General features: G+C 56.3%; 20 protein-coding genes. 4 read left to right on the top strand and 16 right to left on the bottom strand.

Features of this window, described 5'->3' with window-relative positions; all coding sequences use genetic code 11:
• Nucleotides 1-785 precede the first annotated feature (785 nt).
• Nucleotides 786-1709: a hypothetical protein gene (locus WDN02_RS13035; RefSeq protein ID WP_337293904.1), complete on the top strand. Its 924-nt coding sequence runs from the start codon at nucleotides 786-788 to the stop codon at nucleotides 1707-1709.
• 193 nt (nucleotides 1710-1902) lie between these two features.
• The gene (locus WDN02_RS13030) at nucleotides 1903-2673 is read left to right on the top strand and encodes an ABC transporter permease (RefSeq protein ID WP_337293903.1); all 771 of its coding nucleotides are present in this window, start codon (nucleotides 1903-1905) and stop codon (nucleotides 2671-2673) included.
• 199 nt (nucleotides 2674-2872) lie between these two features.
• On the opposite strand, the gene WDN02_RS13025 is transcribed toward WDN02_RS13030, so the two are convergent.
• The 4 genes from WDN02_RS13025 to WDN02_RS13010 all read right to left on the bottom strand — a co-directional run bounded on the left by WDN02_RS13025 (nucleotide 2873) and on the right by WDN02_RS13010 (nucleotide 9849).
• A complete protein-coding gene (locus WDN02_RS13025) occupies nucleotides 2873-3718 on the bottom strand; it encodes a class I SAM-dependent methyltransferase (protein WP_337293902.1) in 846 nt (281 codons plus the stop codon).
• A 97-nt stretch (nucleotides 3719-3815) separates the two neighbouring features.
• Nucleotides 3816-4541, bottom strand: a complete 726-nt coding sequence (locus tag WDN02_RS13020) for a class I SAM-dependent methyltransferase (RefSeq protein ID WP_337293901.1) — start codon at nucleotides 4539-4541, stop codon at nucleotides 3816-3818.
• Nucleotides 4542-4689: 148 nt separating this feature from the next.
• Nucleotides 4690-7014, bottom strand: coding sequence for a beta-1,6-N-acetylglucosaminyltransferase (locus WDN02_RS13015; protein ID WP_337293900.1), 2325 nt, complete (start codon nucleotides 7012-7014; stop codon nucleotides 4690-4692).
• Nucleotides 7015-7284: 270 nt separating this feature from the next.
• Entirely contained in the window at nucleotides 7285-9849 is a 2565-nt protein-coding gene (locus tag WDN02_RS13010; RefSeq protein ID WP_337293899.1) for a glycosyltransferase, read from the bottom strand.
• A gap of 365 nt (nucleotides 9850-10214) precedes the next feature.
• On the opposite strand from WDN02_RS13010, the gene WDN02_RS13005 reads away from it, so the two are divergent.
• Nucleotides 10215-11516 carry a glycosyltransferase family 1 protein gene (locus tag WDN02_RS13005; protein WP_337293898.1) on the top strand — a complete coding sequence of 434 codons (1302 nt, stop codon included), beginning with the start codon at nucleotides 10215-10217 and terminating at the stop codon, nucleotides 11514-11516.
• A 249-nt stretch (nucleotides 11517-11765) separates the two neighbouring features.
• Nucleotides 11766-12065: a hypothetical protein gene (locus WDN02_RS13000; protein ID WP_337293897.1), complete on the top strand. Its 300-nt coding sequence runs from the start codon at nucleotides 11766-11768 to the stop codon at nucleotides 12063-12065.
• Nucleotides 12066-12225: 160 nt separating this feature from the next.
• Here WDN02_RS13000 and WDN02_RS12995 read toward each other — a convergent pair whose 3' ends face one another.
• The 12 genes from WDN02_RS12995 to WDN02_RS12940 all read right to left on the bottom strand — a co-directional run bounded on the left by WDN02_RS12995 (nucleotide 12226) and on the right by WDN02_RS12940 (nucleotide 25916).
• A complete protein-coding gene (locus WDN02_RS12995) occupies nucleotides 12226-13584 on the bottom strand; it encodes a glycosyltransferase family 1 protein (protein WP_337293896.1) in 1359 nt (452 codons plus the stop codon).
• Nucleotides 13585-13630: 46 nt separating this feature from the next.
• A complete protein-coding gene (locus tag WDN02_RS12990) occupies nucleotides 13631-14953 on the bottom strand; it encodes a glycosyltransferase family 1 protein (protein ID WP_337293895.1) in 1323 nt (440 codons plus the stop codon).
• Nucleotides 14954-16120 carry a polysaccharide biosynthesis/export family protein gene (locus tag WDN02_RS12985; protein ID WP_337294939.1) on the bottom strand — a complete coding sequence of 389 codons (1167 nt, stop codon included), beginning with the start codon at nucleotides 16118-16120 and terminating at the stop codon, nucleotides 14954-14956.
• 63 nt (nucleotides 16121-16183) lie between these two features.
• Entirely contained in the window at nucleotides 16184-16897 is a 714-nt protein-coding gene (locus WDN02_RS12980; protein WP_337293894.1) for a CDP-alcohol phosphatidyltransferase family protein, read from the bottom strand.
• 601 nt (nucleotides 16898-17498) lie between these two features.
• Nucleotides 17499-18497 carry a FecR domain-containing protein gene (locus tag WDN02_RS12975; RefSeq protein ID WP_337293893.1) on the bottom strand — a complete coding sequence of 333 codons (999 nt, stop codon included), beginning with the start codon at nucleotides 18495-18497 and terminating at the stop codon, nucleotides 17499-17501.
• 411 nt (nucleotides 18498-18908) lie between these two features.
• Nucleotides 18909-19544: an RNA polymerase sigma factor gene (locus tag WDN02_RS12970; protein ID WP_337293892.1), complete on the bottom strand. Its 636-nt coding sequence runs from the start codon at nucleotides 19542-19544 to the stop codon at nucleotides 18909-18911.
• 64 nt (nucleotides 19545-19608) lie between these two features.
• Nucleotides 19609-19947 carry an energy transducer TonB gene (locus WDN02_RS12965; protein ID WP_337293891.1) on the bottom strand — a complete coding sequence of 113 codons (339 nt, stop codon included), beginning with the start codon at nucleotides 19945-19947 and terminating at the stop codon, nucleotides 19609-19611.
• A gap of 391 nt (nucleotides 19948-20338) precedes the next feature.
• Entirely contained in the window at nucleotides 20339-21085 is a 747-nt protein-coding gene (locus tag WDN02_RS12960; RefSeq protein WP_337293890.1) for a secretin and TonB N-terminal domain-containing protein, read from the bottom strand.
• A gap of 109 nt (nucleotides 21086-21194) precedes the next feature.
• A complete protein-coding gene (locus tag WDN02_RS12955; RefSeq protein ID WP_337293889.1) occupies nucleotides 21195-21569 on the bottom strand; it encodes a hypothetical protein in 375 nt (124 codons plus the stop codon).
• A gap of 103 nt (nucleotides 21570-21672) precedes the next feature.
• A complete protein-coding gene (locus tag WDN02_RS12950; protein WP_337293888.1) occupies nucleotides 21673-22362 on the bottom strand; it encodes a transglycosylase SLT domain-containing protein in 690 nt (229 codons plus the stop codon).
• A gap of 158 nt (nucleotides 22363-22520) precedes the next feature.
• The gene (locus WDN02_RS12945; RefSeq protein WP_337293887.1) at nucleotides 22521-24251 is read right to left on the bottom strand and encodes a sulfotransferase; all 1731 of its coding nucleotides are present in this window, start codon (nucleotides 24249-24251) and stop codon (nucleotides 22521-22523) included.
• A gap of 195 nt (nucleotides 24252-24446) precedes the next feature.
• Nucleotides 24447-25916, bottom strand: a complete 1470-nt coding sequence (locus tag WDN02_RS12940) for a Hint domain-containing protein (protein WP_337293886.1) — start codon at nucleotides 25914-25916, stop codon at nucleotides 24447-24449.
• Nucleotides 25917-26146: the final 230 nt, after the last annotated feature.

Raw genomic sequence — 26146 nt, 5'->3', positions numbered from 1 at the left:
GCACGAGGTAATAAAAGCTTGCGCAGACATTGGGAATTAACACGACGAAGAGAAACGCGGCGCGGACAAAAAAGTCCCGTCTCCGCGCCTTCGCGACAGCCGGAGCAAGCGCCCCTAGGCCGCCCGAGTTCCATCGCCCCCAGGTCCGTCCAGAGAATGTTTGAAAGCTTTGCCAAGCCACAGCGGTTTACTCAATAAGCAATGTATATAGCGAAAACGATAAGCGCATTTTTGAAGTCACATTTCCTTCATACTTGCCTGCAGCTTAATCTTTCCCGTCGCATAAGCTTATATTTATATTTGCCTTAACTAGCAATTAGCTTAGCCTGTTTGTCTTGGTTCCGGATGTTCCATGCTTCGGCCGTTTTGGGCCGCGGCAGTTCTGAGGAGACCGGTGAGCGATCCGGTCGGAGCGTCGGTGCAGGATGCACTTTCACGCAAGTGCGATCAATGGAAGCGGGGTCAGCGCCGGCATTGATGCCCTTTCCCGCTCAATTGGCATGAGGTCACAGTGAAGCCGCGTGTGCCACGAATATTCGAGTTCGCCCGCTGTTCGCGGTCGAAATTCCAATGCTACGGCCCGCAATGTGCTTTCAAGTTTTGACCGGAGTGCGCGCGGGCATTAACGTCGCGCGATCTCTCCTTTCAGCGTCGCAGCCGCAATGGCACCTGTAAAAAAAGGCCGCTTTCCATTCGGACGGCGCGTCAAAGAACTCTTTTGGCTAATCAGTGCCCCGCCCAGGTCGAGGCTGGATGTCAGTCCCGCGAGCACGCAACTGCGCGATGTGCACAATCTTGCACTTAACATCAAATTCTTTGGCTATGAGCTTGCCAAGCAAGTTGCAGAGGCGATACCGCCGCGCACCAACTTACAGCCGATTCATAAGGACCTTCCCTCCAAACCATCGACCCAAACCGATTTGGAGAGTGAATGGGCCGCGTATTGGTTTCAGGAGCTTAGGATCCCGGTAATATTCCATCGTAAATTGTGGGAGTTCGCCTACGTTCTACAGGCACTTCACGATACCGATATGCTGCGCGCCGGACGACACGGGCTCGGCTTTGGCTGCGGGGCCGAACCGATCGCCAGTTATCTTGCCGCCCGCAATGTGGATGTCATCGCAACAGATTTGCCGCCGCAAAGCAGAGTGGCGCGCGGCTGGCTTGAGAGCGGGCAGCATGCCTCCACGCTCGATTCAATGTTCCAGCCCCACTTGCTAAACCGCGAGACCTTTGAAGCAAGGGTAAGCCTGCGCTTCGTCGATATGAATGACATGCCAGACGATCTACGCAATTTCGACTTCTGTTGGTCAATTTGCGCTTTGGAACATTTGGGATCAATCGAAAAAGGCCTTGATTTTATCGTCGGGTCAATCGAGACGCTGCGGCCAGGCGGCGTCGCCGTTCACACGACCGAGTTCAATTTTCTTGACGATGAACGCACTCTGGACAATTGGCCGACCGTCCTCTTCCAACGCCGCCATTTCGAGGCTTTAGCAGCAAGATTGCACGCTCTCGGTCATAAGATTGCGCCATTGGATTTCAATGTTGGAACGAAACCACTCGATCGTTTCATCGATCTGCCGCCTTTTGCCCATGATTGGCCAGACCGTCTACGTGAATGGGCCGGCGAGCCGGCCCATCTCAAATTAAGTATAGATGGCTTTGCCTCGACCTGTTTCGGGTTCGTCATAACCAAATCGTCTTGATATGGCCGGCCCTTTTCGGGTCATCTCAAGGATGGGCGCAACCTGACGGGCATCCAAATGCGGGATCATCAAATGTGATCACAGGGACCAGCGACGTCGTGCGAATGAAATCGGCAACGCCTCGGCTTTTTGGTATTCAGTGAGCACCGAGCACAATTTCAAATTGATCGACTTCGACGAAGGGCCATGAATAATGACAAATAATTTCCGCTCTCAGCTCGGTGTCATCCATGCGCTTCTGGTTCGCGATGCGTTGAAAAGATATGGGCACGAAAACCTGGGCTTCTTCTGGGTCGTCGCCGAACCGCTGGCCTTCACGATCGCCATTATGATCCTCTGGAACCTCCAAAGCCACGAGCACAGCAATTTGTCGATCACAGCCTTTGCGCTCAGTGCCTATTCCATGTTGACGATGTTCCGGCATCTGAGCCAGGGCTTTGTTCACGTCTTGCACCACAACATGAATGTATTGTTTCACAGTACCGTCAAGGCCTTTGACTTGTTCATGGCGCACGGCGTGCTTGAGACGATCTCATGCCTCTCGACCTTTTTCATCGCCTATGTTCCGTTGGCGCTCCTTGGCATAATCGACCCTATACGCGATCCCCTGCTCGTTTTTGGCGCATGGTTTCTTACGGCATGGTTTAGCTTCGCATTCGGCATCACGGCAGCGGGCCTTACCGCTCTCAACGATGTTGTCGAACGGCTTTTCCCAGCGTTCATGTATGTCACGCTTCCTCTCACGGGTGCGTTTACGATGCAGGACTGGCTGCCGCCGAGAGCGCGCGAAATCCTTCAATACTCGCCGCTCGTCAATTTGATGGAAATGTTTCGCTGCGGGCTCTTCAGCGAAGATGTCATGACCTATTGGAACCTGCCTTACGTCCTCTGCTGGTGTCTCGGGCTCACGGTGATCGGTCTTTTGCTGATCGAAAAAGCCCGTAATTCAATCGAAATGAGCTGATCACTTCGTCAGCTATTTCGATCGTCGGATACCGCTCGCGCGCTGTATCAATTCGCAAAACCGATATTGTAAGCTCGCCTCTTCAGAAGAGCCCGAGGACGCGTTCTCGACCTGGACGCTGTCGTCTTTGGTCGTGCGTCCATCAAGCGCTTTCCACTGGTCCGGCTTCTCCCATTGCGTTCCTGGCATTCGGCGAACGTTAAAGTGTCTCTATCCAAAAAGAAACGGGGGGAATGTTGCCGTGGTTATTGTAGTAAAGCGGAACCGGCGCAGGGCATTTTGATAAAACGGCATTGGCTAGCTCTCGAAAAGTTGGCCGAGTGGCGACATAGTAATTAGGCAAAACAATTTTGAATGGAAGCGACGGGCATAATAGCATAGCCGCCAGGACATATTGCTCAGAGTAAAGTCGATACTTCCAAACAGGCGGATAGTCATCGGGCAGGCATATATCGTGTATGTGAACTAACACGCCAGGCTTGAGCCGTGGCAGTATTTCAAGAAAGAAGACGGTTACATCAGAGTTTTCGAACGCACGGTGGGAGCCATCAAAGAAAAGAATATCCCCGCCATGCAATTGGTCAAAGAGGGTTACGTCGCAGGTTTCTAAGGAAGACCGAACCGTTTCGTCGCAGATGGCGTCGATTTCTGCGCGCGGATACGGATCGACAGAAACCAGCCGCGTGGCTAGTCCAAGAGAGCTTATTGCGTATCGCGCGAAACGCGTTGAGAACCCTGACCCAATCTCAACGTAGAGTTTGGGCTTTCGAAGGGAAATAAATCCAACTAACGACGCTGCGTCCAAGGTAGAAAACCAGTGATTATTCCAATTTGGCAGCTCAGGCCTGGCCACGTCCACATCGATCGGGACACCGTTCAGAAGATCACCACATGACGCAAGCTCTTCCAGGGTATTCCGGTACGTCTCGTCGAATTTTTGCATCGCTTTAAGCAAGCGCTCATTCTCGGGCAATCCGTGCCCCCATCTCGGAGTCGGCTCAATCGGATAATAATCCTCTACCGTGCTACTCCAAGCGAATGACATCGATTGATCTCCTGGGGTGTACTTGAGTGTCCCATGCCGCGTGGCGCAACGCTACCGGATGACGCGCGGACCTTTTGCGAAAACGATGCCCGAAGGTTTAAGCTGCCGGCTTGGTGATGCGACACTTATTAGACCCGCTGGGCGAACATTCAAATGGATAGAGGCCGAGCGGTTCGAAGAAGTCGTCAAAAGCCCGGCGCACCTCCACCCAACCGCCTTCTTTCTGATAATCGTCACCAATGAGAATTCCACCCGGCCGTAAAATTGACCACCACATCTCCAAATCATTGCTAACCGCTCTGTAATCGTGCCCCGCATCGATGTGAACACAATCAGGCACAATTCCATGGCGCCGGATAACCTCGAATGCGTTAATCGAATCCAGAGGAAGAGGAACAACATAATCCGTCAGCTTGTTCGCGCAGATATTTTGCATAAACGTCCGCATCAGCTGAGACTGACCATTGACAAAGTTTAAGTTGTCGAACCATTCCCTGATCGTCCAATGGTCCCAGGATCCAAGCCAAGTATCAACGGATATGACGCAACCATCTATCTCGGAGGCCCGTAGAGCCTTTGCAAGGCTTATCGTCGAGCCGCCCTTCCAGACGCCCACTTCGACAATAATGTTTGGCCGAAGGGTTTTCACGGCTTCGTCGAGATAGTGATGTTGGCTTCCCCATCCCTGGGGATCGTCCGCATATAGCCCCACCGGAAATCCCTGATAGGGATCTACCCCATGCCAGATCTTCTCAATAAGACTCTTTCCGATGGTGGGCTTCGCCGGAGAGCTTAGCACTTCGTCGACTGTAATTGACATCATTGCGCCCCGTTCCTCTTCTGCAGCTTCAACGTGCGGTCATAAAATGACCGCAAGACACCTTGCGATTGTTCTCGAACCTCAACGCTAACGAGCGAACCGGAGACTCTGGTATGTTTAGACTCGACGATTGTCCTAAGTAGAGTGGAGGTCATGCGGCCATGAACGAAATTCGTCGTATCCTGACGCCAAGCGGTCGCGCGTCTTCGTTACCGCTTATCATCGAAGCTGGGCTACGTGCCTCCGGCAGGCTTATCCTCAAAGTGATCGAACTGGCCTCTGAGTGAAACCGGGTCGGAACGTTGACCGTAACCACTCGCGGGTCGAAATCCTTAATTTCAACCGTGGCCAGTGTCTCCGCTCCGAGCCAAAAAAACATCCGTTGGACGGGAACCGTTTCACCGAGATTCGCCCCTACGATACTTAACCGTAAATTGATTCCATTCGTTCTTGGAGGAACCGGAATGTCGATCACCACCTCGGGCCCAATCGTCCAAGAAAAGTTGGCGTCCGGCCCTGAGAAGCCGGATTTAACGCAGTCAACCCGATGCAGTTCATCGTAGCTCAACACCAAGTATGGAGGAGCTCGCTCGGGGTCAACTTCAGGGCCAATCTCTGACAAGGAAATTTTAGATTGTGTCAAAGGAAAGCTCAGCCCATCGCCAAGGCGAGCTGAGAGACCTAACAGACCGGCACCAAGCCAACTCGCAAATCGCGCAGGGAGATTAAATTCGCCGGATATTATTGGCGTCCACGCAACGGAACGCTGAAGGCTTAAGTCTGGTTCAGATCGTCCCGGCCGCGAAGATTCAATTATCAAAGGCCGCTCGCCGTCAAATTTTCTCAACGCGAGCGCAAATTGCACTGTGTTTTTAAGTATGTCGAAATTAGCTTGAGAGATCGAAGGAGGTTTCGTGACCTTTTGCGCCGGAGGCGTGAATGGCCGGCATTCAGTCATCAAATCGTAGAGCTTTGTGTAGAGGCCACTATCCTCGTCATTCGAAGCGGCATCAGAAATGCTCGCATCGTTTTCGGGATAGGAAATGCTTCCCACCCAATGCATTTCGCAATGCTTTACGGTCGCAAAAATTGATAAGGAAACCACTTCATAAGCCAGACCCGCAAAGATGTGTCTGAGATCCAAATGGTATGCGCCCCGCAGGCTGGCGACCAAATCGCCATCCTTGTCGGGAGGACTTTTCTCTGCGAAGGCATCGATCCTCACTCGCCGAGTCAATTTCTCGCCGGTGGATGTTTGTGCGACTAATTGAAAGCCAATTTCGTTGTCGGGTTCACTGAAGCTGAGTCCTTGAGGGAAATTCAGCAACGAAGTGACCTTGATGGTTCGGCCCGGGGTTTCAACAGTAGGCGCGTTCCAAATTCTGACACCGGATAAATGATCAATCGATATTTGAAAAAACTGGTCCCTCATTTTAACGCGGGGCAGTTGCGACGCGTCACTTGTGAATCCGTCGTGATTTTGTTCACCAACGAATTGCCAGATTTTATCGCGGTCGCCGACTCGCATTTTGCGCCCGAAGATCAGATCACTGCTGTCGTCGGCAAAATGCTTCTGTACAAGATCGAAGCCGACCGCACCTGGCTCGCCCTCCCACAGCCGGAGGTTTGTTTCGGCAACCTCCTGTTCTTGCCCCTTAAGCAAATGCAGAAGGACGGTTTGGAAGAAACTCTCGTCGGGGGACAAGGTGGATGAAAACAGATTGACTGCGTCGAAGTAAATATCGGATGCAAAAAGCGCCCTTACATGGTCACGGCCGAGTGTGAACCATGAGCGGTGACCACGCAAATTGACCTTCCCAAAGAAGCGCCTTCGGGCGAGCGCTTCCTCCAGATTGAGTGGTCGAATTGCAAGTCCCCTCGTACTTGGGATTTCCGCCGAGCCAAGACCCTGCCGCGTCCCCCATCCGAAGAGCGGCATAGCAGTTAGCGACGTGGCTTTTGGATTACTCACAAGCCAATCGTTGGTGCAATCGACGATGCACGGCCCGCGCTCCTGCATAACCAATTGCCACCCGTCTGCCTGACGCAAGGTTTCCAATTGGACACGCGGCGCCAGCGGGAATGTGACGGCACCGGCAGAATTCTTTAGTGAGACCATGGAATGGACGCCACGATCACGAAAGCCTTTGAAAATTGCCTCAATCCTGTCGGACGATTTCAACGGCACACAGACTTCGCTGAGATTAACGTACCAGTCACAGTCGGTACTCTCGATAAAGAACCGCATGCCGTTCGCGGTGGCGGCAATCTGACTGAATGCTGCCCAAACGACTCGGTGCAATTGTGAGATTGAAACGTTTACTATGCCACGGAAATGCCGCGCGAGGTCATCGATAATATCTCGATCCTCTGAATCTACTGTTATGTAATAAAAATCTGAGTCTCGATAAATTGCTTTTATTAGATTTTTGACGTTATCAAACTCGTGATAACAGACGATGTGATAGAAAATCATATTGGCCGCTCACCTTGCGAACTGTAACTAATTTCTCTGGTTTTTGCAGCCGCTTTATCCGAAGCAATCGAGTAAGCCGGTTTAGCACGCAAAATCACCGGCACTCGCGACCAGGCTTTAGAACTCACCCATTTCGCTCATAGCACTTTCTTACCTTGAACATCATTCTCCGGATCGCTCGCCCGAACGAAGCGATCGTTCGATTGTTGGCGCGAGAGACCAGAACGAATCTCGGCCGACGTCATCCAGGAGGGTGGGATCGCGTTGATATCAACCGGCGCGCCGGTTCGAAATCTCTACCCCGCCAGATGGCTGCAATCCGATGTCGGGGTCGGGCATCTCCCCAGCTGCCGCGGAAGTGTTAGCCGCTTCAACATCTCCCGCGTCCGTTTGCGCCAAGATTGCGTCCTGCGCTGCCTTGGACGCCTCCCTTTCGGTCTCCTTGGTCCATGCACCGGACGTGAGAATGCCGCCGGCAAGCGCTTCGGCGAAATTGAGCCGAGCCTTGATATCGGCAGCCGCGCACGCATAGAAGCCCCGCAGACCGAGGCCGACTGTGCGGCTATCGCCTCCATCGGTGATCGAGCCCAGGTTCTGGATGCGGTCCGAGCTTACTGTCATCGACACAACGCCGTCGCCTTCCGGGACGAAAGTCGCAGGAAGCCACTTGGTTTCTGCGGCGGCGATACGAACGTCGAAATACTCGCGGCCATTGATCGTGACACTGGCATAAGTTGGCGCACCGGGGACACCGCTGATGCCGATATGAACCCTGACTGGCGTGCCCGTGGGAAACCGGCCCCGGATTTCGACCGCAGCGCTTTTTGCCCAGACGCCCCAGTCTTCGGGTGTGTGCCATTCCGTCCCGGCGCGCAGAGCCTCACCCGAGACCAGCCCGGGCCGCAACCGGCGCGTGGTGTTACGGCCGAACGAGTAGAAGCTGCCTAGTTCGATATGGGCGATTCCAGTCTTGTCATCAGCGGGGTCGCTCCCAGCGAAGCGTTGCACGATTGCGGCACTGATTTGGTCTCCCACCTCGCGCCACGATCTTGGCCTGAACTCGGAAGTGATCTTGCGTTCCAGGCCAAGGCGCTGGTCCGCGTTCGTGATCAAATCCCGCAATGCCTCGACGAGCGCCGGCTGCGAGCCAGCCTCGAAATAGACCGCAAAGGGACCACCAGCCTCGGGTAAGGACGAACTGTCGGAGAGCACCGGAACCTTGCCATGGCAAAGCGACTCTGTAACTGGAAGGCCCCAGCCCTCATAATGGCTCGGGAACAGCGTAAAGAGGCAGCCTTCATAGCAGGCTGCAAGTTCGGCATCGGACAAGCCATGCAAAAACAGGACGTGACGAGCAAGTTCCTCGTCGGCGGCGACGCGCTGAAACACGTCGTCATTCATCCAGCCGCGTCCGCCGACGCAGACTAGTTTCGGCAGCCGCGCCCCGAGTTCGGATAGTAGTCCGGCCCAGGCATTGATCGCGGCCAGATGATTTTTGCGCGGCTCGATTGTCGAAACAAAGAGAGCGAAGGGCTGCCCGTACAAGCCTCTGGCCCGCAGCAGGTCCTGAGTGATTTCCCGGGTATCGGCAGGCCTGCTGAATTTAGCATCGAGCGGGATGACGACGACGTCGTCCTCGCGCAATGAATGCCCAAGTCTGGCGGCCGCAGCGATGAGATCCGCCCGCGTCGAATTGGAATTGGTTAGAAATAAATCGGCATGATCAAAAATGGCCAGGAGCCAGCCGATGTAATCTCGTGTCAGTTCCCCGACCACGAATTGCGGCGCCACGATGGGTATGAGATCGTGGACGAATGGGATGAAGCGGATGTGATGATCTCGCTTCGCATTCCGGATTTTCAGCAAGTGATCGACTTGCCAAGACGTGCCAAGGCTGATGAGACAGGCACCCAACGGGAATTGATACTTACGATCAGACGCGAGCGCTATTTCCAGCTGCGACGTGGCGAGACGCCATTCTGGTGCGCCGCTGTCGCTGCCGGAAGTCGCAAGGTTGATGAGCGCAAGGAAAAGCCGGGTCGGAATATGGGCCCAGCGTTCGTGAAACGCCGTGCAGATTTCGACCCGGCCTTGTTCGCGATAGGCGATGGCACGGATGATCTCCAACTGCACGCGCTGGATTCCCGTCGGGATCCGGCTATGTCGAAAATGATGGACGAGATCAGAGGCATCGAAAACCAGCGCCAGGCCAGAATCAGGAATCTCCGCCGAAATGGATTCAGTTTTGGGCGGCAAGGCACGTAAGAGCGAGATAGAACGATCCAGGACCGCGACATCTTCCGGCTTTAAATCTGTTTTCCGCAGCCTCTCGAATACGGCAGCGACAGCTTCCGCATCGAAGGACGCCCCAGAATCGGGCTTGATGGTTTCGGGGCCGAGGTTTGCGAGGCGATCCATCACCGATTCCAGCCGATGGGCGGGCACCGATATGCCGCGAGACGCGAGACCCTGGATTTCTCGTAAGGCGTCCGTTTGAAGATGATCGAGTTCCAGTGCTCTCATATACGCATCGGTGGCCTCGCCCCAACGGTTCGTGATCTTGAGCAGATGGCCAAGCTGGAGATGACTATCAGCCATACCCTCGTCGATATCGATCGCACGCCGGTAGGCCGCCTCCGCGGCTTTGACGTCGCCGCTTTCCTTGAGAGCATGACCATATTGCACCCATATAGGCGCGCGATTCGGGGCCAGGCCGACGGCCTTCGCGTAGGCCGCGGCGGCGTTGGGCCAGTCGCGTTCATCCCTGAGCGCGTCCGCACGCGAGATTAATTCGTCGATGCTGGAGGGAGAACCACTTCTGACCAGACGCGACATTTTCTCCAACATCCGCTCTACCTTTTCGACACTCCTGGCGAATAACACGCGCCCGATATTCGCCCGACCGCCCGCTACACGCCGACGAAACCGAGTTTCTGAAGCATTTATGACGCTTCCCGGAGCCTGTTCTGCGAGAGATGCAGCCTCTGGTCCGGCCAGCGTGCCTGCGAGCAGCAGTCATCGTCCTGGCTTGCGCCCGGGCCTAATCAAAAGACGACTGAGCGCGGACAAACGCGAAGACAGAAAGCACCTTTTCTATTTTAAATGCGTGGCCGCTTTCGCCGCGGGCCAGCGCCCTGTATTTCTAAGGCCCCGCCGGGGGCCCGCTCTTGATTTGGCTATGCAACCTGCGAAACCGAACGATGACACGCGCGATCGCTTTTGATGTGACCCACTTGACGCACCGCGTCCACTACCCGGCTCCCGCAGGTATCGAAAAGGTGGACATGGCCTATGCGCGATATTTCTCCGATAATCCTGGCGCCCTTACCGCGGCCGTCCACTATGGTCTTGGAGAGCCTGTTCTTTTTGGTCCGGGGCACGTTGGAAAAATAGTGGCCGCAATTGGCGGTCGCTGGCAGGAAAATCTACCGGTCGAGGACGATGAGAAATATCAGCGCATCCGCTCGTGGCTCCTAGGTCTGACGAATGTTTTGCCGCGCGAAAAAAAACGCGAAACCATTCGACTTTCCCTCACCGCGAACGGTCTGTCCCTGCTCAGAATGGCAAAACAGTCACTTCTACGTGACCGAGCGCAAAGCCTTCCCGAAGGCGCAATTTATCTCAATATCGCGCAGCACGGGCTGGAATTCGATCTGTTCTTCGAGTGGCTCACGCGGCGCCGCGATCTGCAGAAGGTATTCTTCATTCACGACCTTTTGCCGCTGGATCATCCGGAGTTTTGGCCGAGCGGTCATAAGGCAATTTTTCAGAAACGGATCGATTGCGCCTTAAAACATGGAACCGGTTTTCTCACGTCGAGCTTCAGCGTGAGGAATCGTCTGCAGAAAGAACTTTCGCTACACGGTCGCCGGCATGTGCCTATTTTTGCGCATCCATTGCTTCCAACGCTGAACGCCCTGGGCACACCGGATCTCTCTGATGGCGATTTGCGTGATATTCCATATTTCTTGATGATAGCGACGATCGAGCCGCGTAAAAATCACCTTTTAATTCTGAACATTTGGCGGGAACTTGCCGCGCGGGGTGGCGCCGTACCAAAACTAATATTGGTTGGTAAGCGCGGCTGGATGAACGAGCATATCTTGCACGTCCTCGACCAGGCGAGCACGCTCTCCGCTCATGTTGCAGAGGTCTCTGGCCTCGGCAACGCGGCGTTGAAAAAACTAATCGTCAATGCGCGCGCCGTTTTGATGCCATCCCACGCTGAGGGCTTCGGCCTCCCAGTTGTAGATGCCTTGAGCGCCGGTACACCTGTCGTCGCCTCTGATATCCCGGCGCTGCGAGAAGCCTCCAATGGCAACGCCATTTTTCGTCATCCAATCGACGCGGCGGGTTGGCTGTCGGCAATTGAGCAGCTCAGCGATAGTGCGAACGCTTTTGCTGGCGACGCGCGCGCCGGGGCCGCTGCATTTCAAACCACGAGTGCGCCTGAATATTTCGCCGAGGTGAAGTCTTTTCTTTATGCTCTCAATCGGACGTAATTCAGAATTCATGCCCTACATTTCGCCGGCCAGCCGCAACAAAAGGACCATAACTGCCGATGCATCTCTGGCTGTTGTCGGAAGCGCCAAGCCAGCCGGTCCTATCGGTCATTGAGATAGAACAAGCGCCGCTGCTGGCGGCCCATGCTCTCCTCCGCAGCAGCCTTCATCATGGGCAGCTGCTTTCTTCGGCCACATTCAGGAAATCGGTCGCTACAAGTCATTGCCCTTGTCTGCTGGCCTCTGCGTATGGCCGATAAGCTCTATAAGTTGCCCAAACGCACTGAGCCTGCCAGATTGGCGTTTTTGATATATGACCGATGCAGCAAGATGGCGATTGACCAACTCCTCCGCAATCTTAGATGCGATGCAAAAGAAAAGGCGCTCATGAAAGCTGCTTATGAAAGGGCGCTGGCGGCCGCCCGCCTACATCCCGACGATGCGGAAACAGACCTGATCGCGTCTCGTATTGTACATATCGTCCAACGCGGCGAATTGAATCTTTGGCGTATAGTCGATTTTGCGCTTCAAGGCCTACGTAAGTCCTGACTTTGTGATCTTGCCTCAAAGTGCGTCTAGGGTTCGCTCATTTCTGGTGAAGCACCTCACGAAAATTGGATCATGTTTAGAGATTTTCGGGCATGGATTCCTCAAGTGGGGGACCGGGAGTCGGACGAGGCCTTAAGGTTTTCGGAGGCGCAGAAGCCATTCATTCTGAGGAAGACGGAGCCGCGCTCACACTCACGCCTAGAGACTTATAAACTGCAGCCAACCTTCTTTGGTGTTCCTTGGGCGAAAATTGGGCGGCGCGCACTTTTCCTTTGCGCGTCAACTCCTCTCGCAGATCTTGATCTTGATCGAGCCGCCGAATCCCTTTCGCGATATTGTCCACATCGTGCGGCTTAACCAATACGGCAGCGTCACCGGCGACTTCCTCCAATGCTGCGACGTCGGACGTGAGAACCGGTGTCCCGAGCAGCATCGACTCGATAACCGGGAGCCCAAAGCCCTCATATAGCGAGGGGAAGACGACCGCTTTCGCGCCCCGGATGAGTGCCACCAATTGGGGAAGAGACAAATAGCCCAGACGCTGAATCCGGCGCTCCCGTAGGATACGACCCTTCCGGACACGATAATTATCGCCTTGCGCTTCCTCTATTCGCGCAAGGTCGGATTCGTATTCCCAGGCAGGGCTTCCGGCTATTACCAACGGGCACGACGTTCCTGACGCGAGGTGGCCATCAATAAGCCGAGCGATATTTTTCTTCGGCTCAAGAGCTCCGTAAAACAGGAAATAGCCGCGATACTCGAGATCGAACGCCTGCTGGACAAAATTCGCGATCTCATCATCGCTCGGTGCAAGCACCGCCTCGGGAAATGCAACTGATTGATAAGTATTGGTGATCCTGTCCTTAGGAACTCCACAGATCTCGATCAGATCACGGCGCGACGCCTCAGAAACCGTAATGATATGATCGGCGGTGCGGCCCAGATGACGCACCATGTTGAGGAAGAACTTCTTATGGTCGAGCGTCGAATACGGCATGCGCAACGGAACGATGTCATGGATCGTATAAACATTGGCGGCGCCCCGGACCCTTAGTGGAATTGCTTGGGTTGTATGAAAAACAGTCGGTATCGCCTTGGTATGAACAACCGCGCAGCTGCCGTAGCGCAGAAAATGATAGCGGGCGATATCGTTAAATAGGCGCAGTGCGTACGCATTGCGGAAGTTTGCAAAATCGCTTTCGGAGCCGCGCGCATCTATTACAACGCCGGAGAGCGGCAGGCGCCCAGGACGAAAGCCTCGCGGTGCGCCAATCATCCATCGCCAGTTCAATTCGATATATTTGGCGAATGGCGAAATCTTTCGGTTTCTGGCATCGAAGAAGCCAACCTCCGCCAGAATATCATCTCGCCGGTCTAATTTCGAATAGGTGTGAAACAAGCCGTCGACAGCAAAACCGAGCTCGCGCGCAGCGCGAACTACGTGACGCGAATAAGTCGCAATCCCGGTCGGTGCGGGAACAGTCATATTGAATAGTTCGAAGAGAATTGACGCGGACATAGGTTCAGCCTTCAGCCACGGCCCTAGATATCGCGAAAGCGGACCTCTATAAACCAGCGAGAAAATTCTCGATCGTCGCGAAATATTCTTGCCAGGTTGCACCGACGGCATCGCCACCGGCGATACCGTGTGAACCGCCGATATGATGGGCGCTCATATAGCTTTCGATCGTTGCGCGCCATTCATCGCCCGCGTGCGGGCTGATCAGTTTCACCCTGCCCCGTCCGATCTCGCGAAAAACCGGAATGTCCGAGGCGACTACCGGCACGTTAGCCGTCAACGCCTCGACAACCGGGAGACCGTAGCCCTCCGCGAACGATGGCATCAGCAAGGCGACCGCACCATCAAAGAGGCGTTTGAGTCCGGCCGTCGAGAGGCCAGCGACATGCCGGACGTGGCCGCGAATAATCTCGGAGTGTTGGAGGAGGTCCGCGACACGCTCGTTTTTCCAGCCGTCGGCGCCTACCAGAATGAGTTTGGGCGCGGCAGCGCCCCAGCGATGGATGAGTTCCTGCCAGACCTGTAGCAGCAGCAAATGGTTCTTGCGCGGCTCAAGCGTGCCGCAGGCCACGAAATATTTCGCATTTGCAAGATCTGGATCGCGCGCAGATCGACGTGAAAATACCCGGGAGGCGGGAATTGGCGCAACCAGGATCGGCAGATTGCGCCCCAACTTGGCGAGATGACGGTCGAGCGAAACCCTTACAGCCTCGGTCGCGACAATCGCGGCGGCGCCGAAGGTGGCGATGTTCTGCAACCGCAACTGATGGCGTTGGTATTCGCCTTCGCGAAAATATTCCGGTGTCTCGATCGGCAGAAGATCATGGATAAAAAAAACCGGCTTGATGTCCGGACGCCGCTTAAGCCACGCTAAATAGCTGGTGATCCAGATCGGAAACTGGCTGACGTTCAGATAAATCGCCTTCTCGGGCACCGACCGGATCGGATCGCGGCCGGAAGGGGACACGAACCGCCGCGCCAATCGAGCCGGTGCTCGTAAAACGCCGTTTCGGCGCCCGATCCCGACGGCCGAGCCAGAATCGGCGGTGGGCATGCCACGCAGCCATTGTACGACGCTTTTATAAGAGATGTCTCCGTTGCGCACTTCGCGGTCTTCGCGCCAGTGGCAGGAAATTTCAGCGACGAGCTTGCGTGCATCAAGCGCCGTAATGGCGCGTGGCCCAAACAACGTCATCATCAGCCCCGACGCCTCAGGCAGCCGAGTGAAATAACGCGCATAGGCCAAGTCGACGCGATCAATGCCATTCGGCGTTGATTTCAGAAAGCGCGCGGCAAGCCGCGTGACGTCATAGGTTACCGACATCGAGATATCGCTCTTGCGCGGCTTGAACGCATCGCAAAGATGCATCTAACGGCAACCTGCCTCGACGCAGACCTGGGCGGCGGAAAGCCCAGGCGACATCGTACCGCTGGCGATGCCCATGACTTTCTGCATGTCGGTGAGCGGCGCGTTCGAGACATACACCAAATCCCGATTGCGCAATTGAAAGCTCTGCATCGCGAAGAGGCTGTTGGGATCGCGCATATTCAGCCGATAGACGACAGGGATCTGCGGCCCCGGCAGGGATAGGTCTGGGTGCAACAGTCGCACCACGCTTTCCGGCTCGTGACGTACGACGAAGATGCCTGTGGCGTCCGAGCGGGTATCAACCAGCCCCCCGGCCTTGGCCACGGCCTGGGCCAGAGTGATCCCTTCGGCATCGAAGGGAATTTCATCATTCTTTCCGGTCGCGCCATAAGCGATGAAGGTCTGAGGGTCGTGAATGAGTGTCAGGACGTCGTCCGGCCGCAGATAGATGTCCTCGCGCGCGTCAGAAGCAACTCGGCTCAGAGGAACGCGCGCTGTAACGGTGCCCCGGGACAGCTGGACGTAGGTTTCGTCAACAGGCGCCCGAACCCCGCCAGCCTCGGCGATGACATCCATGATCCGATCGCCGCGAACGCTGAGCGGGACCCGGGATCCGTTCGTCACCTCGCCGGTGACGGTCACCGTTGTGCTCACCGCATGAGTCACGTTGACCACAACCTGCGGCTGGATCGCTTTGCCCTTCAGCGCGTCTTCTATGATCTTCTGGACGCCGCGCGTCGTCCGGCCGACGACGGGAACACGCCCGGCATACGGCACGGAGATCGCGCCGTCGCGTCCAACGACCTGGCTCGGAATGACGGTATCGCGTGATCCCGTCGAAAGGCTTTCGGCATCGGAGGTCGCCGCCGCCGAGAAGAGACCGTTGGGGCTCGCCTCCCAGATCAAGACCTCGACACTGTCACCGACCCCGATGCGTGGCTCCTGCGACGGCCGATAATCGCCAAATCGCGCTTCAAAACTCTCGCGATTCTGGCCCCGCAAAATGCCGATCACCTGCGGTGTGATGTCGACGAGTTCATATTGCGGCGCGCCGGAGGTTCCCTTCTTGTCGACGATATCTCCGGTGCTTGGTCCAGAATTGGGAATCATGGCGCAGGCGCCAAGCCAAGATGTCAGGCTGACGATCAAAGCGGCGCGCGCTATCATGCGTGACAAGGTACCATCCAAAACAAGGGCTTGTTGAAATCCGTCGTCGAACTCCCTTAGTGTTCAGTCGCAACCCCGCGCCTCGGCCAGCACTATTTGATTCGCGACCGGCGCCGGATCCTGCACACTCAATTGCTCAATCCCTTTCATCATCAGGCTGAGGAAAACCCCGATCGACAGCAGGCCATTGGCAATCAGCGCCAAGTCATAGATCGACAGCGCATGGCCGAAGACGAGGAGATGCGAGGGACCGTAAATCAGCATGAGGCCCGTCAGAGCGATGAGACTCAACCGCGTCTCGGTCGGGCCGCAGCCGAGAAACGAAAGCTTGTGCACGCCGTTCACATGGTGATTGAGGAACACGAAGATGCACAGCATGAAATAGCCGGCAAGCGAGAACAGCGCAGCTTCCATGTGGACATAGGGACTGAGGCCGAGCCCGATCATGATCATCAGGCAGCAAAAGGCGTCGCTCATACAATCGAGGAAATAGCCGTAGCGCGCCCTGGCTTGACCACGATAGCGGGCAAGACTTCCATCGAGCGAATCACCAAACCAGTTGGTGACAAGGCCGAGGCCCGCAACCCAGAGGAACCCAGGATTGTAGCCACTGGCGGCGAAACCGCAGAACGTGATGAAGGCCCCCGCAAGCGCCACCACCGTCAAATGATCAGGCACAACAAACGCCGGCATTCGTGCGCAGAGCCAAGTCAGCACCTGCGCCTCGCGCGCCGCCAGATAGCCGGTATTCGACCTACGGCCCAAAGAACTTTCCATAACGACCCCCGTTTAGATCTCGTAGCCGAGACGGCTGATTTCGGACTGAAGCACTTCAATTGCAGGATCCAGATGCTTCAGATAATTGCGGTAGCGGTACTTCGACTTGTTGTTGATCTTCTCGCGTGCCTGCTAGCATACGCCCGCGCCCGGATATTTTGTTCGCGCGAGGCCGTCGAGACGTAGTTCCGCGGCACGGGAGTTCCGCTCATTGCTCTCGAAGGAAGCAACGTTCCGCACGAGCCGCGCGCAAGTAACAAGCTGTCGCTTGCGTAGATCGAGCGAAGCGAGAGAACGGCCATCGGCGTTGCCCGCGGGAGGTTGGGCCGGCAATATAGCGGAGATCCGCACCGGGAAGCCGCGGCGCGCCGCACGGTGAAAACACGCCCCCTCCCAGATTTGCATATACGACGCCACCGCGGCTCACTTTCGAGACAATCGAAAGATTCCGCGGCGCAGGACACCGCGGAAACAAAACATAAGGGCGCATTGCAAACGCCCCCTCAGCCATCAAGACGATTGTGGCGGAGGGAACCCGCAGAAGATTCTCTAAAATGGGAGCGTTGTCGGCACGCAGGCGCACCTTCGGCTATTGGCCGCCTCAACCGAGGAGCACGATCCCGCCAGGCAAATCCGTCGCACGAGCGCCGAACAATTGTTCGACCTGGGCGATGAAGCTGTCGAGTCTGCCGATTGCAAAAGTGCCGTTGACAATGCGGCGCGCTAGGTCGCCGTTGGTGATGACGATCAACCCCGGCCGATAGCGGTTGACCTCTTCGACGGCCTCGGCGAGCGAGCGGTTACTGATGACTAGCAATCCACGCTCCCAGGCGGTCGCCTGCGCAGGATCGATCGCAGCCGGAGCGTCGGGCCCTGTGCGGGCCGAATAGGAAACCTGCCGGTTTTGTGAGACCTGGACGCGATGGCTGTCCCACTCGATGGAGGCGGAGCCTCTGAGGCACGCGACCGAGACGGTGCCGTCGATACAGCGAATATCAAGGCTCGCATCCGCAGCAGTTACTCGCCCCGTCGCGGCGGTCACGATAAGCGGCGCGTTGGTGCCCGTCTGCACTCCGACCGCGACCTCGCCGGAGATCAATTCGATTTGCGGCATGCCGGACGTAGCGCGCACGGCAATGCTCGTAAGCGTGTTCAATTTAAGCGACACGTCGCGTGTCAGCGCGACCTCGCGCTGCTCACCCTTGCCGGTCCGATAATCCGCCGAAAGCTCTCTGAGGGAAGGCCATAACCCAAAGGGCGGCTGAAAAGCGGAATAACCGGCGACTCCGGCAGCCGATGCCGCCAAAGCCCCGCCGATTGCAACGCGGCGCGTTAAAGTAACTCGCGCCGGATTTAAATGGCGGAATGTAACGACGCCGCTTGTCCCCTTTTCGGCAAGCTCCGTAGACGCCGCGCGCATGTCACGCCAAAGGCGAAGCGCCGATTGAAACGCTTGCTCATGAGCTGGGCTTTGGCTGCGCCAGGCCTGAAGAGCCTCGATGTCGGCTCTCGTCGGCTCGCCCCCCTTCAAGTGGGCGATCCATTCGAGAGCTTGATCGAGAAGCGGAACAGTTTCGCGCTCGTTTGGGGGATCGGTCACAGTGAAAAATCCCCCCGTCGTGGAAACCGCACGATCTCTCTCCGTCAGGTCCAAGGTACGGAAGCCAACGTCAGCGGTAAAAGATTCGTCTCAAAAATCGACAGTCCGTCGGAAGTTCTGCACAGTCTTGGTGCCCCATTTCCGGGACATGCAGTCCCGGCCGATTCGATTTTGAAGGCCAAGGGGCAGAATAACAGCCAAAGCGAAAGCATATGTTATTGAAACTTCTTTTATTCATCCTGCTCCCCTGCTACGTCCCTTCCCTTAGCAAGACGATTCATACTCCCCAATCCTGCAACGGGATGTCGGAAAATAATCGCAAAAATATCGCGCGCGTCACAACACATACTAAAATCTACTGGTGGAAGGCCCGAGCTGGGCAGAGATCGAGATCAGCAAGCGCGGATTGATTCAATATTTTGGCCGCGGGCCACCGAGACGTTGGACAAGATCGCGACCGAGGCTCTCGGCGCAATACTTCAACGCACGTTTGAAATCCGTTTCGACAGTCCGAAGACTGACCCCCAATCGCTTGGCGACGTCTTTCGGTGGCAAGCCTTCAATCGAAATAAAATGCATAATTTCCCGTTGGCGCGGTGGCAACGTCAAAAGCGCGCGCTTCAACGCCTCAATCTCGGAACGCGATTCCGCGATCTGGGCCGGATCCGGCGACTCATCCCGAACCTCAAGTAATGTATCGATTTCGGACGGACTTACGCGATATTTTTGCGCTTTGCGCCGGTCCTTCGCGACATTGACTGCGACGCGAAATATGAAATCTTTCGGGCTGCGAATGGGCGGGGTGTCGACCACGCGATCTATTCTTAGAAAGGTTTCATGAAGAGCTTCATAGGCGAAGTCCTGGGAGCCCAACCGCCATGTAAGTTGCCTGACAAGATCTTCATAATCTTCAATGAGTTGCGCAAGTAATCGCGATCTGTTGGACTTTGAAGCGTCCCGCCCCCACATGTACTGCCCCGAACAACAACTTTTACTGCGCCGAACAAGCTCTAGCGGGGCGAAACAACAGATTTGTGACAATTGCATCGAGGTTAAGTTTTATACGGCTTTCGACAACTGAGATTGTATTTTTGCACCGAACGCTTGAGGATCATGAGGGTGAAAAAGCGATTCCAAGCCGGACGCCGAGCCGGTCTGGGAGCCCGGCCGGAATCGATGGAAATGGCTGCGCCCGCCGGATCGCCTGAATCGCCGCGTCGTCGAGCAATAGCTGGCCGGAACTAGACTGCACCCTGGCATCAAGCAATGTCCCATCCCGCCGAACGACAAAATAAGTCTCGACGGTCCCCTTTAGCCCCCCGTGCCGTGCCGCCTCGGGGTAGCGCTGATAGCGTCGTATCTGCCGCAATAATGCTTGCTGAAAATTTGCGATTGCACTGTTCGGCTGCAAACTCAACGGCGTCGGCGCGTCGTCAACCGCGGGGATCACGACTGTATCCACAGCCGGGGCCGATGTGTCGATGCTATCAGTTTCGGTTGTGGAAGCAGTCTTGACATTGGTCTCGTGCCGAAAAGACAGCTTTTCGGTCGTTATAGCCGAATCCGCGGTTGGCGAGGGAACACGGGTAGGAATTGGTTCGGGATCCGGGCGCCGCAAAAGCTGAACTTGCACGGTTGCCGGCTCACCCGGCGACTCCATGTCTGAGGGCAGTTGAGCCCGGATCCAGAGGACACCGCCAGCAAGGACGAGCGAAACCGCGGCCGGTATAATGATAAACCGAACAAATTGCGGGGACGTCCAAAACCGATTTTGATCGCCATCGTCCCAGCGCGCCGGCACGATTGGCTCAGCATCCGTCTGTGGATCCGATGTCGTCGGCTTATTCATTATAAGGTTTCACGCTGACGGCCACCCGCACCGGTTCTGGGGCGCCAGCTGGCGGCCTCGCGCTTAATTTGAAATTTTGCAGTGCTGAAATCACGGCGTCGTCCCTTTCCTGGTCGCCCGTCGACTGGGAGAGGTCCGCACGCGCGATGCGGTTATCTGGATCAATCCATAAATTGGCGACAAAATGATAGGCACCAATACGAGTCGACGGATTTTCTTGCAGGGCACTCTGAACATCGAGTTTTATTATTTCACTATAATTGCGAAGTTTCGAACCATCGTCACTTTCTGCCGTACCGCGCACCGACAGAGTGCCCAAATTTAAATCTGCCTTGATAGGCGCGCTCGCGAATGAAGGTTCCTCTGCGTCAGATTGGGGGAAAGAAATGGTAATCGCGTGCACGCCAGTATGGTGCACTTGCAAGCCAGTTCCCGCCAAAAGACGAATAAGCGCGGCATCTGCCGGAAATTTCCCGGTCACATTGACGGACCGTCGGCCTAGAGCCGATTGGCTCTCATAAAGGATTTGCTCACCAGTTGCCTCGCCATAGGCCTGCAGGGCGGACGCCAAGGGTTGCGCCGGAATTTCAAAATTCATCAAACGCACCCGGGCGAGACCTCCGTTTTCCTTTCCCTCAACGAAACCGGCAAACGACAGGAGGCAACTCACGATAAGCTGCAGTCCGAGGTACTTGACGCGCGAGTGATTTCTATCTGCACTTAAAAGGAGATTGCACACGTCCATATGTCTCAAGGATCTGCCGGGAATTCTTCCGCCTAGCAATTCGCAATAAATATTACTTCCATATGACGACAGCTCAACAATCGAATTGTAACAAATACCGATTCTAATGATGTCCGAGGGCCGGCGCGAAGACGGGCGGTGGCGACCGGAAGGGGATGACAGACTTCCCGTAGTTCTGGCCGTATTGCTGCTGCACGGCCGGCAGGTTGACGATCCCGATTTTTGTATCTGGAGAATTGGCGCCGAGCGGCGCAGAAATTGCCGGCGGATTGATGTGGTCGACTTGGTGTTCCATCTTGCGGTTTAGACAATTTAGCCGCTGATCCCCGCTTTCTGATCCGCACGCGTTGGCCTTGGGAGGACGATGCCCCAACACATCAATCGGCGGCAGGTCATTCGGCGGCTGTTTCTGTGCCAGGGCTGGAGCGATCGCGATCGCCGGAATGGCAATGGCAATGATGAAAATAGCACGCCGCATCTGATTTTTCCCCATCGCTGCCGCCTTCGACTCTCGGTTTCGAATATCATCCTTGTGGCCAAAAGTCGGCTTAACACTCAAACCATGATCCTGTTCAGATAATCTATTTCCCGAAGTGTATTTGCGCGACGAGCGCGCTCAGCCTTGTGTTCAGGGCCGCGAGATCGACATGTGCCACCGCTCCGCCGAGGCAGTGGCGGCGGCAGCCCTCGCCCGCGACCAATGATCCCGGCTCGCCGAAGGTCGCGACCGGAACGTCTCCTGTGACTGGATAATTTCGGGCGCTCAGTTTGCCGCGAACCGCAACACAATAATCGACGGAACGATAAGAAAAGCGGGTCTCGCCATAGCCGGCGCGATATTTCATCACCGCGGTGCAGATGTCGCTCGCCGCCAGCCGCCAGGCGCCCGCGAGATACGCGACGCCATAGTGGATGTTCGTCTCGGGAATCGCGAGATCGAGGTTCGATCCGGCAAATCCCATCATCCGTGCGGTCGTGGGCAGGATTTGCATCAGGCCGATTTCGCCGGAGGTGCCGATGGCAGCGGGATTATAGCCACTCTCGACCGCCATGACGGAATCGGCGATTTCCGATGGCAGGCCTTCCTGCTTGGCCTCCGCCTTGACCAGTTTCAAATAACCCGCCCGGTCGCCTGACGCGTTCGAATCCGGTGCCGGTGTTTCACTTTGTGGAATTCCGCGGGCCGCGGAGCGTAAATCTTGCGCAGCCGAAATTGTCGGCGCCAGACTCACGCTTGCGAAGAGTAGGGTGGCAATGACTTCGCGCCTCACTATTTTCGTTCTCCTCGCCGCCCTATCCCCTCGATTTAGAGGATCATGATCGACGGCTGCGAGGAACTACTCGGCTGCACCGTTGACGTAACAGAGGATTTCGTCCTTGCACGCGCCATTCAATCGACGTCCCAAGGAAACGTCCATAACAGCCCCCCTTAGATTTCGTAGCCCAGACGGCTGATTTCGGACTGAAGCACCTCGATCGCAGGATTCAGATGCTTCAGGTAATTGCGATAGCGGTACTTCGACCTATTGTTGATCTGCTCGCGTACCTGATGCTGACTCACAGTGCGGCCGTAGCGCTTGTTCTCGTGAAAGCGCAGGCAGGCCTCGTCGAACGGTTCGCCGACAAAATCGAGCATCTTCCGCGTCCAGCCTTCCTGATCTTCAAGAATGTCCTCGTAGCGGACTTCCAGGATATTGATGTCCGGATTGCGCTGGCGCGTCGCTTCCGCTGTTTCAAGCAGCAGTTTGCAATAGTCCGCCGTGTCCCTCACGCCGCCTTTGAAGCCGCCATGCGGCAGGGCGTTGGCGTAGTTCGAAACCACCACATCCAGCGGATGACGGACAATGCGAATGATCGGCGATTGCGGAAACAACAGATGAATGAAACCCAGATAAAGCTCGTGCGTCAGAGCCTTGTCCGTAAACCAGGGCGCTGTGAGGTCAGATAATTTCGCTTTGGCGCTGTTCAGGTAATGATCACGAAGAAGACTTAACTGCTCGCGGCCATCGGCAATCCAAAGTTCGGTCAAAGACAGCGGATAGCGCGCCGGGCTGCCAAGAAGCCGGGCAGAAGCTGCAGCGGCGTGCATGAGGCTGCTCAACTCGCCGCCGCCGATGATATTCGGATGCATCGACAGGCTTTGTTCAAGCATGGTCGTTCCGGAACGCGGCGAGCCGACGATGAACAAGGGTTGCGAGCCAAACGCCTTCCCTATCGCGGGCAGCCCGTTGTTACCTTCATCGGCGACAAAGAGACGCGAGGTGCGGGCGATCGCTCGCGGTCTAGCAGCATTGAACGACTGGCCAGCCATCGTAACATGCTCGGCATTGGCTGAGCCAAACGCCGCGAACGCTTCGTCATAACGAGCAAGCTTGTCTAGAGCCTGACCGCGCAAATAATGCCGCTCTGCCCCAGCGACTTGCGAGACCCGCGCCAGAAGCTCAAGGGCGTCTTGTGGTCTACCTGATGCAAGCGCGATCTGCGCCTTCAGGCTAATAACCGCGGGCGGAACATTTTCGCCGGGCGGCGTTAGGCGATTCAATAGCTCTTCCGCAGCCGCAGAGTTCCCTGCAACATGCTCGGTCTGCGCGCGCCCCAGCAGGGCGCGCGGAGCGCTTGGCGCGCGCGCCAACACTTCGTCAAAGAGGTCCCGGGCCTCATCGAACTTGCCCTGTATCCGCAAATTTCCGGCAAGTGTCATCAAAGTTTCAGGCGCACGTACCTCACCGAGCGCGAGCGCGCGACGCACATGGAATTCACCTTCCTCGTACCTGAACAATTGCGTGAAAACCTGGCCGAGAAGAAGGTGCGCCAAAGCACTATTTGGGTTGAGGCGCACAGTCCGGCGCGCTGAAGCCTCAGCTTGACGCCAGGCCTTTTGCTCGCCCAGCTCCTCAATCAGATATTTGGCATAGCGCGGTTCTCGCGGCGCAAGTGCCGCTGCGCGTCGGATAAGGGCCAGCGCTGCGGTACGATTTGCCTGATCCCTGCGGATGAGAAAGAGCGTGGAGAGCGCGTCGAGCAGCGTCGGCTGTTCGGTGAGAATGACGATCGAAAGATCGGTCGCAGCCGCCTGATTGGCTTGCTTGCGGGCATCCCGCAGTGCCTCGAGCCGCGTCTGGTTTTCCGGCGTCGGCTCCGCCGGCCGAAGGCCCGCCATCTTCAGGCTACAACAGGCGACCGAGGGTAATCCGCTGCCGCAGGAACAGAGAGAATTCTCCGCTCCCGTTGCCATCGCCGTAGACACAGCCAACTCTACTTTCTCATCCACTACGACATGATTCAACACGACTGACCCCGAGCATTCGCGAACGCCTTGGCGGCGAAAAGATGCTCGCCGCCAGTTCTGTGCGTCTTAGCCATTGGCTGCTTGAACCAAACGCAACGCCGGGGCGCGACGCTTCCAGGTCGGCGCGACCATGTGGAGATCGATCTCAACCAATGCAGGCCGGTCCGAGACCAACCCAAGCGCCGCGGCCCCGTCCATCCAGCGCCAGGCGCGATCCTTGTGCGTCTCGACCTCGTAGAAGCCAGCGCCGAATATCTCCCCATCGCTCAGAGCCACTGCCGTGCCGTTGACGCGCAGATCGCTCACGGCAACGCCGAGGCGGCGGCCATCACCGGCACCCGGCACCACATGCGTCAACACATCCGCATGAGATCCCAGTTCAATGCCCTTAGAGGCCGGAACCTGGAACCAGAAGCGATTGTCAATGGTGTGGAATGGCTCTAGCCGCGCGCCGTCGACGACGAAATGCAGGCCGGGCTCAACCGACACTTCGAAGCCCGTCGCCTCGGCACGGGCATGCAGACGGCTGCGAAGCGCCTCAAGCTGCGCCCCTTCGTCGATCCATGGCGCGCAGGCCTTTTCCCAACCGATCGGATCGACCCGGCCGTAAAGCAGAATGGCCTCGTCGCGATTGGCGAAGGAGGAACGGTTGCCATCATCAAGATAGCTCTCGCAAGGCAGACCTTCGGCGAGCAAAACATCATGGCTTTCGAGCTCGACATGGAAATAGCGAATGCGCTCGACCTCTTCCTGCACGATAGTCGCGTTATTGACGAGCTGTAGTGCGCGTACCAGCGCGCCATCGACGTAAAGCGCATGACCGGGCGAGACTCGCAGATCACGCACTGGCAGGCCGTCGCCGAAGGCGCCTGCGCGGATGCAGACCGGATTGACTTCATGGGGACGCGGATGCTTCGTCGGCCGTGCCAGCATCTCGCCGACCCAGACAACGCGCCGTGCCTTGCCCGAAACCGTCAGGACTTCATCGCCAGCCTTCATATCTTCGACCGCGATACCACCTGAGGGCGTACCGACCGACGTCCCGTCAGCAAAGCAGAGGGCGGCAAAACCCGCGGGAACGTCGCCGAGACTTTGATTGAATATAGCGTTTGTAGGAAGACCATCCGGCTGCAAAGCCGCACTCGGTTCACCCAGAAAAGCATATTCTAACTTCGGTCCTCCGACCGACTGGCCTACATAGCTAAACAATAAACCTTCCGAATTCCAGCCCACGAGATGAGGACTTTGGCCGTGACCGCTAACAAACCCTCCGCCAATGCCAATACCGTTTACCGAGGCGCCGTTGTGGAGTATTTCACCAAAGGAAAACGATTGATTGGCGTTATTCGCGTTAAACGCTGAAAACGAGATCGACGTCCCAGCCGGAAGATTACCCGGAACACCTGTCACGGGATCGGTGGCGGAATCCAGAGTAATAGTTCCATCGCCGTTGTTGGTAACCACGCCCTGATCTAGAAAATCTTCAGCTTTCGTCTGAAATCCGCTCAATTCAGTAAGATCCAAGCCGACAGCCATCGTGCGCTCCTTCAAACTTCCAAAGTGAAAACAGGGCGAAATGCCCCACCGAAATGCCGCCGCCGCGATTGACGATTGCGCAACACGAATTCTGGGCGTTCGCCTCGAGCCGACCCGAAAGCACGAAACAATGATAGAGGTCGAAGCGCACTCCCCCGCCGCCCTTCGGCCGAAGGGGCTGCCGCCGAGATACGACGCTCGCTCAGAAATCTGGGGCGGCTAGCGCACTG

Source organism: Methylovirgula sp. (genome assembly GCF_037200945.1).
In the GTDB taxonomy this organism is placed as follows: domain Bacteria; phylum Pseudomonadota; class Alphaproteobacteria; order Rhizobiales; family Beijerinckiaceae; genus Methylovirgula.
Note: the sequence above shows the minus strand (reverse complement) of the source record. Positions and strands in the feature narration are given on the sequence as shown.